Below are 6,300 nucleotides of genomic sequence, written 5' to 3' on the forward strand. Positions count from 1 at the left end.
ACTATTACTGGAGAACAACGCATCAAACGACGTTATTCTAACAAACCGCCTTGGTACGGATCCGTATGCCGGGTGGTGTGAGAGGACAGATAGGGGAATAATCCCTATCTTCCTACTCGATTTATTTTTAGTGTAACCTTTTGTAGTCAGAATACAACTAATGTAATAAAAAGGGAAAAATTATGAAAAGTGAAGAAATTACTATTGCTATTATATCTGTAGCATTTCTTGCGACAATAGTGCTATCAATTTATTTCATTATGAAATTCAAAGTATTGCTACCAGCTAGATCCGATGATTATGGCTCAAAAAGAGCTAAATCAGATTGGCAAAAACCGGGAATTGTTGTTTTGGGTATCGGAATAGGTGTACTATTGGTGGGTATTTTGAATGAAAATAATTTGTTCACCAATAATGATGCTGTTAATACGGGTATTGTTGTTGTGAGTACGGGTATCTCAATGATCATTGCAAATAATTTGGATAAAAAATCTAAGTTGGATTAACCGATATGGATAAACTTTACATCGAAAAGGTTTTAGCTGGAGATTTGTATGCTTTCAAATATTTTTTGGAAGCATACAAGGATATGGCTTATTCGGTGGCAATATCCATTGTGAAACAAGAGCATCTTGCCGAGGAGATTGTGCAAGATGCTTTTTTGATTTGTTATCAGTCTTTAAAGAGTTTTAAAGGCGAATCAAAATTTAGCACTTGGTTATATCGGATTGTAGTAAATTGCTCTTTTGGAGCACTTAGAAAGGTCAAAAATAATATAGGAGAGTTTGATATGGAAGTGCATGATGTAAATTTTGATGAATCAGCTTTCCATATTTTAGAAAAGAAAGAACGAGAGCATGTAGTTCAAGAAGCATTATTGAAATTACCTGCTAATGAAGCCCTTGCTCTACGTCTATTTTATTTGGAAGAAATGAGTATTCTAGAAGTACGTGAGGTTACAGGATGGACGGAAACAAATATCAAAACCATTCTCCATCGAGGTCGTAAGCATCTTTATGTTGTTTTATCCAAATTAATGAAAGGAGATTATTATGGAATTGCACGATAAAAATTTGAAAGAAATACTTTCCCATAGTAAATTGGAATTACCGTTTCCCGATTTTGAAAATCGAATGCTGGAAAAAATTCAGGACTATGAGGCAAAGAGATTACAAGCTGAGAAAAATAGGTTTTTTAGTCATGTTTGTTTTCTTGTCGGTATAATATTAGGAACCGTATTAACTTATCTAATGAATAAAGACTTCGATTGGAGTCAAATAACCTTCTTAACTAAGGAAAATTACTACTTTTTAACACAGATAATTTACGTTGTATTAATAGTGCTTTTTGCAGACAAACTGTGGAAATTATCCAAATCGGATATTAAAAATCTATTTAAATAAAAAATCTGAACTCGATTAAGTTCGGATAAATTTTATCTTATTACCTTTTATTTTTCCGTTGCTTCCTTCTTTGATTATTTTGGATGCAACACTTCGTTTTACCGCGATGTATGCGTCTTTGTCTCGTACTTCGATGGTTCCAATATCATCTTTTTCTAAGCCTTCTAATTGTAGAATGTAGCCAACGATATCAATTTTATTGACTTTGTCTTTTTTACCGGCAGAAATATACAGCGTAGAGTAAGGCGTGTTTTCTGGTAATGGTAAATCTTCTTCGATAATTAATTCTTCAGTGCATTCTGGCAAGTAAGGGAAATCGTCGTCAGGCTTAAGCATTACAATCACTTCACCTTTAGCATGCATACGTGCTGTACGTCCATTCCGGTGGATAAATGCATCCTCTTTGTAAGGTAATTGATAGTGAATAATGACGTCAATCTCGGGAATATCCAAGCCTCGCGCTGCCAAATCGGTGGTTAGCAAGATTCGATTACTGTTGTTTCGAAACTTCAATATGGAAAGTTCACGGTCGCGCTGTTCGAGTCCGCCATGAAATATATCATGGATCAATCCTCGGTCATCCAATAATTCTGAAATATGGTCTACGGCATCACGATGATTGCAGAAAATCAAAATTTTCTGATCGCCTAGCATACACAGTAGATTGAACAATGATTTTAATTTATACTGAACAGGAGACACAACTTTTTTATAAATAATAGAAGGTTTATTGTTCTCTGAATCCAAATTGTCTATTTTGATGACATCATTGAGTGTCACAAAGTCAGGTAACGCTGCCAAATCGGTGGCTGATGTCAATATTTTCTGCTTAATATTCGGGAAGGCTTCAACTATCTGCTGCAATTGTTCCTGAAAACCAAGCTCTAGTGATTTGTCAAATTCATCCAATACTAAGGTATGTACATCCTGTGTATGGATATAATTGCGTTCTAAGTGATAAATAATACGTCCAGGTGTACCAATGATGATTGCAGGAGCCTCTCGAAGCGCATTTTTTTCAATCTTTGTGTCATGCCCACCGTATACGCATAGGATTTTATGTCCGGTAATGACTTTTTTGATAAAAGATTCGATTTGCAGGGCCAATTCTCTGGTAGGTACTACAACTAATGTTTGTGTACGCAGTGATTTGTCCGATTGAATCAATTGTGAAACTAACAAACTAAAAGCTAGTGTTTTACCCGATCCTGTAGGCGATAGCAATACAATATCTTGGTTTTTCTTAAACTGAGCTAACACACTTTCTTGCATGTTATTCAATGCTTTAATTTGTAGTTTTCTTAATATACCTTCTAAATCCATAGCACAAAAGTAGGTAAATAAAAGAGGGAATATGTACGAATGTTAAAAGATTGTTAAGACAACAGACACCGTGAAGTTTGGCACAAGGATTGAATGTGTATTAGTAATTCATAATTTAGGTTAATAATTGGTTAGTTAAAAAGCCTTCAATCTCCCCGGTTGAAGGCTTTTTTTATTTTTTTGAGAAATTATTTGATACTCTCATCTGAAATTCCTTATTTGATGAATAATCAATTTATATGCTACCGATGAAGAAAAACCTTTACTACCTAATTTTCTCCCTATTCGTAATAATCGGATGCAAAAAAAATGAATTAAATCTATTAAGTCCTGAAGAAATCCATACTAAGGAAATAATAGAGGCCTACAAAAATTATTTTCCCGGAATTTCGCGCTACCCAAAAGTGTATAAGGCAGATGGCCTGGGTTTGGATACCCGTGTCGTTGTAGGCATTGATGGACAAGAAATGTTTTTGGGACTGGCTGAAAAATTCGATGTTCTTGTCAAAGGGACATTCGATATATCCCAATACATAGATTCTACTTATTCTTTCCACAAAGTAGAAATGCAAACGAAAGGCTTAGGCGTTTTTATTCTTCACTTTAAAAAGATGGATGGAATATCAGGCCAAGGTGATTTGTATAAAACACTTATGGTAAATAGTCTAAGTATTTCATCGTATGAATCCGCACTCTATCCATTACAAAACGTTATAACAGGAGATAAACTGCAAAATCTAGAATATCTATATAAAACGGAGAATATTGTCAGTTTTGTACATAATGCTCAGATTTGGTCTTATAATCCATTAGGGGATTACAAATCAAAGGTCGAATTTTTTGGGAATTCTGATCCGCAAATTTATTTAGAAGCCGCACCTTTTGTAGCAAAAACTGTAAATCTTTCGGGCGATGGACACACTAAGCATAAATTATCAGATGCTGTGAATTCCAATATCATTACCTTGGCGTTGAAATCAAAAAATGAACAAATATTATGGTCTAAGGATTATGCGGTTTCTGATTGGATCTTGCAAGATGGGGAAAACCGCTATAACGCTAGTTTTATCTATGATAATCATAATTCGATTTCCATAGTTACAAGGGAGTCCGGTAAAAGGTTTATCGATGGCCAATTAAGGGACTATAAGAAAAATACAGTCTTATATATTAATAAAGTGACGGGTCAAATTTATAATACCCTATTGTTCTAGAATTATTAAAGTATTATTAGATTATCTCTATATATGTCCAAAAGATGTTTATGGTTAGTTGATATTATTTACTTATTTTTGAATTAACCACGATTATTAGTATATTAGTGTCCGAAATACACTAAGTGTATGTTAAAATAGTCATAAACCCAATAGAAATAAAATGAGTTTAATTATCGATGTTAAAGCGCGTCAAATTTTAGATTCGCGCGGTAATCCAACAGTAGAAGTTGATGTAACTACGCAAAATGGTTTTGTAGGTCGTGCTGCGGTTCCTTCTGGAGCTTCAACAGGTGCATACGAAGCAGTAGAATTGCGCGATGGAGATAAATCTAGATATTTAGGTAAAGGTGTTTTGAAGGCAGTAGAAAATGTAAACACTAAAATAGCTGAGGCTTTAGTTGGTGTGGACGTATTCGAACAAAATGCTATCGACAAGATCATGTTAGATCTTGACGGAACAGAAAATAAAGGTAACTTAGGTGCCAACGCAATCTTGGGTGTTTCTTTGGCTGTGGCTAAAGCTGCTGCACAAGAGTCACGTCAACCATTGTACCGTTACATCGGTGGTGTTAACGCAAATACATTGCCTATCCCAATGATGAATATCATCAACGGTGGCTCGCACTCTGATGCGCCTATTGCATTTCAAGAATTTATGATTATGCCAGTTGGTGCACCTTCATTCTCCGAAGCTTTGCGTTGGGGAGCTGAAGTATTCCATACATTGAAAAAAATCTTACACGACCGTAACTTGTCTACTGCAGTAGGTGATGAAGGTGGTTTTGCTCCTACATTTGACGGTACTGAAGATGCTGTAGAAACAGTATTGAAAGCCATCGAACAAGCAGGTTACAAACCAGGTTCGGATATCTGTTTAGCATTGGATTGTGCTTCTTCGGAATTTTACAAAGATGGTAAATACAATTACGCTAAATTTGAAGGTGATAAAGGTGCTGTCCGTTCAAGCGAAGAGCAAGCTGCTTATTTGGCTGAATTATCAGAAAAATATCCAATTATCTCTATCGAAGATGGTATGGCTGAAGATGATTGGGCAGGTTGGAAAACATTAACTGAAAAAATCGGTGACCGCGTACAATTAGTTGGTGATGACTTATTCGTAACGAATACAGTTCGCTTGCAACAAGGTATCGATTCAGATACAGCAAACTCAATCTTAGTAAAAGTAAATCAAATCGGTTCATTGACTGAAACGATCAATGCAGTTACTTTAGCGCAAAATTCTGGTTATACTTCGGTTATGTCACACCGTTCGGGTGAGACAGAAGATGCGACAATCGCTGACTTGGCGGTAGCATTGAACTGTGGTCAGATCAAGACAGGTTCTGCTTCACGCTCGGACCGTATGGCTAAATACAATCAATTGTTGCGTATAGAAGAAGAATTGGGCGAGAATGCACGCTTCATCGGTAAGAACTTTAAGTATGCCATCAAATAAGCATGTTGTTTAATTTATAATACCAAGAAAGGAGAGGCATTAGTTTCTCCTTTTTTATTTTCTTTAAAATTTATATATTTATTCCATTATCAAAACATAATCTTACTTTTGTTTTATGGAAAGAGCAGTAGCGTTAGTCAAAAATAAATTTCTCATCGCGGGATTGGCATTTGTGGTATGGATGTGCTTTTTCGATCGTTATGATTTTGCTACTCAGTACGGATACCAAAAGGAGCGTAACAAACTTCAATACGAGAAAGAATTTTATACTACGGAGATTGGCAATCTGGAAAAATCTATTAAAGATGCGCAGTACAATCCAAATGAAATTCAGCGTATAGCACGCGAAAGATACAAAATGAAAAAAGATAACGAAGATATTTACGTAATCTCGGAAATTGAATCTTCTGACAAATAAAAAAATCCCAATTTAATAAGATGGCACTGAAAAAGTCTCATTTTTTATGAGTCTTAAAAAAATGACTGAGTAGAGGTTTTTATCTTACTTGGTCATTTCTGTTTTATGGATTTCTGGAAATTTGTTTTTTAATGGCCTTATTGAAGGTTTAGCCGATAAGGACTTGCTATTTGGTTTCTTAGCCTCCCAATTCGACTGTTTTTGAGTTAATAATCCTCTTTTTTAGATCAATTTCAGGATTCTTTTCAAGTTTACCCAGATTACGCAATAGAAAAAAATAGTTAATTTAGAGATTTAGAATCCAACTGCGTAGCAGTAGAAAAAAAATGAGCTATGAAATTCGAGTTATCATTTACAAATCAAGAGATTACGCCCTGGGGCGGAATGGTTTTTTTGAAGCAAATGCTGGACAAAATTGGCTTTCGGGAAGAGATAGAAAACTGCACTTCTTTACCCGTATCTCAATCCAATAATTCCTACAAA

Annotated in this window: 7 protein-coding genes; 6 read left to right on the forward strand and 1 reads right to left on the reverse strand. The window is 35.2% G+C overall.

All coding sequences use genetic code 11. From position 1 onward, the window contains the following. The first annotated feature begins 182 nt into the window (after positions 1-182). From EDC17_RS16330 to EDC17_RS16340, 3 genes are read left to right on the forward strand one after another with little or no spacing between them, the layout of a single operon-like run. Complete coding sequence (locus tag EDC17_RS16330) at positions 183-506, forward strand: hypothetical protein (protein WP_132779264.1); 324 nt, start codon at positions 183-185, stop codon at positions 504-506. 5 nt (positions 507-511) lie between these two features. Next, positions 512-1,069, forward strand: a complete 558-nt coding sequence (locus EDC17_RS16335; RefSeq protein ID WP_132779266.1) for an RNA polymerase sigma factor — start codon at positions 512-514, stop codon at positions 1,067-1,069. Beyond that, positions 1,053-1,403, forward strand: coding sequence for a hypothetical protein (locus tag EDC17_RS16340; protein ID WP_132779267.1), 351 nt, complete (start codon positions 1,053-1,055; stop codon positions 1,401-1,403). Before EDC17_RS16335 ends, EDC17_RS16340 begins: the two co-directional genes overlap by 17 nt. A 15-nt stretch (positions 1,404-1,418) precedes the next feature. Here EDC17_RS16340 and EDC17_RS16345 read toward each other — a convergent pair whose 3' ends face one another. Continuing rightward, positions 1,419-2,726 carry a DEAD/DEAH box helicase gene (locus tag EDC17_RS16345; RefSeq protein ID WP_132779269.1) on the reverse strand — a complete coding sequence of 436 codons (1,308 nt, stop codon included), beginning with the start codon at positions 2,724-2,726 and terminating at the stop codon, positions 1,419-1,421. Between the two features lie 248 nt (positions 2,727-2,974). Between EDC17_RS16345 and EDC17_RS16350 the strand changes: the two genes are divergently transcribed. The 3 genes from EDC17_RS16350 to EDC17_RS16360 all read left to right on the forward strand — a co-directional run bounded on the left by EDC17_RS16350 (position 2,975) and on the right by EDC17_RS16360 (position 5,817). After that, positions 2,975-3,940: a hypothetical protein gene (locus EDC17_RS16350; protein WP_132779271.1), complete on the forward strand. Its 966-nt coding sequence runs from the start codon at positions 2,975-2,977 to the stop codon at positions 3,938-3,940. 163 nt (positions 3,941-4,103) lie between these two features. Further along, a complete protein-coding gene (eno, locus tag EDC17_RS16355) occupies positions 4,104-5,399 on the forward strand; it encodes a phosphopyruvate hydratase (RefSeq protein WP_132779273.1) in 1,296 nt (431 codons plus the stop codon). Positions 5,400-5,514: 115 nt separating this feature from the next. Continuing rightward, complete coding sequence (locus tag EDC17_RS16360) at positions 5,515-5,817, forward strand: FtsB family cell division protein (RefSeq protein WP_132779275.1); 303 nt, start codon at positions 5,515-5,517, stop codon at positions 5,815-5,817. Positions 5,818-6,300 lie beyond the last annotated feature (483 nt).

This window comes from Sphingobacterium alimentarium, assembly GCF_004342685.1.
GTDB lineage: Bacteria > Bacteroidota > Bacteroidia > Sphingobacteriales > Sphingobacteriaceae > Sphingobacterium > Sphingobacterium alimentarium.

Excerpts from the sequence above, each read along its gene's own strand:
- EDC17_RS16360 (WP_132779275.1), top strand. The coding sequence starts at position 5,515 with ATGGAAAGAGCAGTAGCGTTAGTCAAAAATAAATTTCTCATCGCGGGA.
- EDC17_RS16330 (WP_132779264.1), top strand. The coding sequence starts at position 183 with ATGAAAAGTGAAGAAATTACTATTGCTATTATATCTGTAGCATTTCTT.
- EDC17_RS16340 (WP_132779267.1), top strand. The coding sequence starts at position 1,053 with ATGGAATTGCACGATAAAAATTTGAAAGAAATACTTTCCCATAGTAAA.
- eno (WP_132779273.1), top strand. The coding sequence starts at position 4,104 with ATGAGTTTAATTATCGATGTTAAAGCGCGTCAAATTTTAGATTCGCGC.
- EDC17_RS16345 (WP_132779269.1), bottom strand. The coding sequence starts at position 2,726 with ATGGATTTAGAAGGTATATTAAGAAAACTACAAATTAAAGCATTGAAT.
- EDC17_RS16335 (WP_132779266.1), top strand. The coding sequence starts at position 512 with ATGGATAAACTTTACATCGAAAAGGTTTTAGCTGGAGATTTGTATGCT.
- EDC17_RS16350 (WP_132779271.1), top strand. The coding sequence starts at position 2,975 with ATGAAGAAAAACCTTTACTACCTAATTTTCTCCCTATTCGTAATAATC.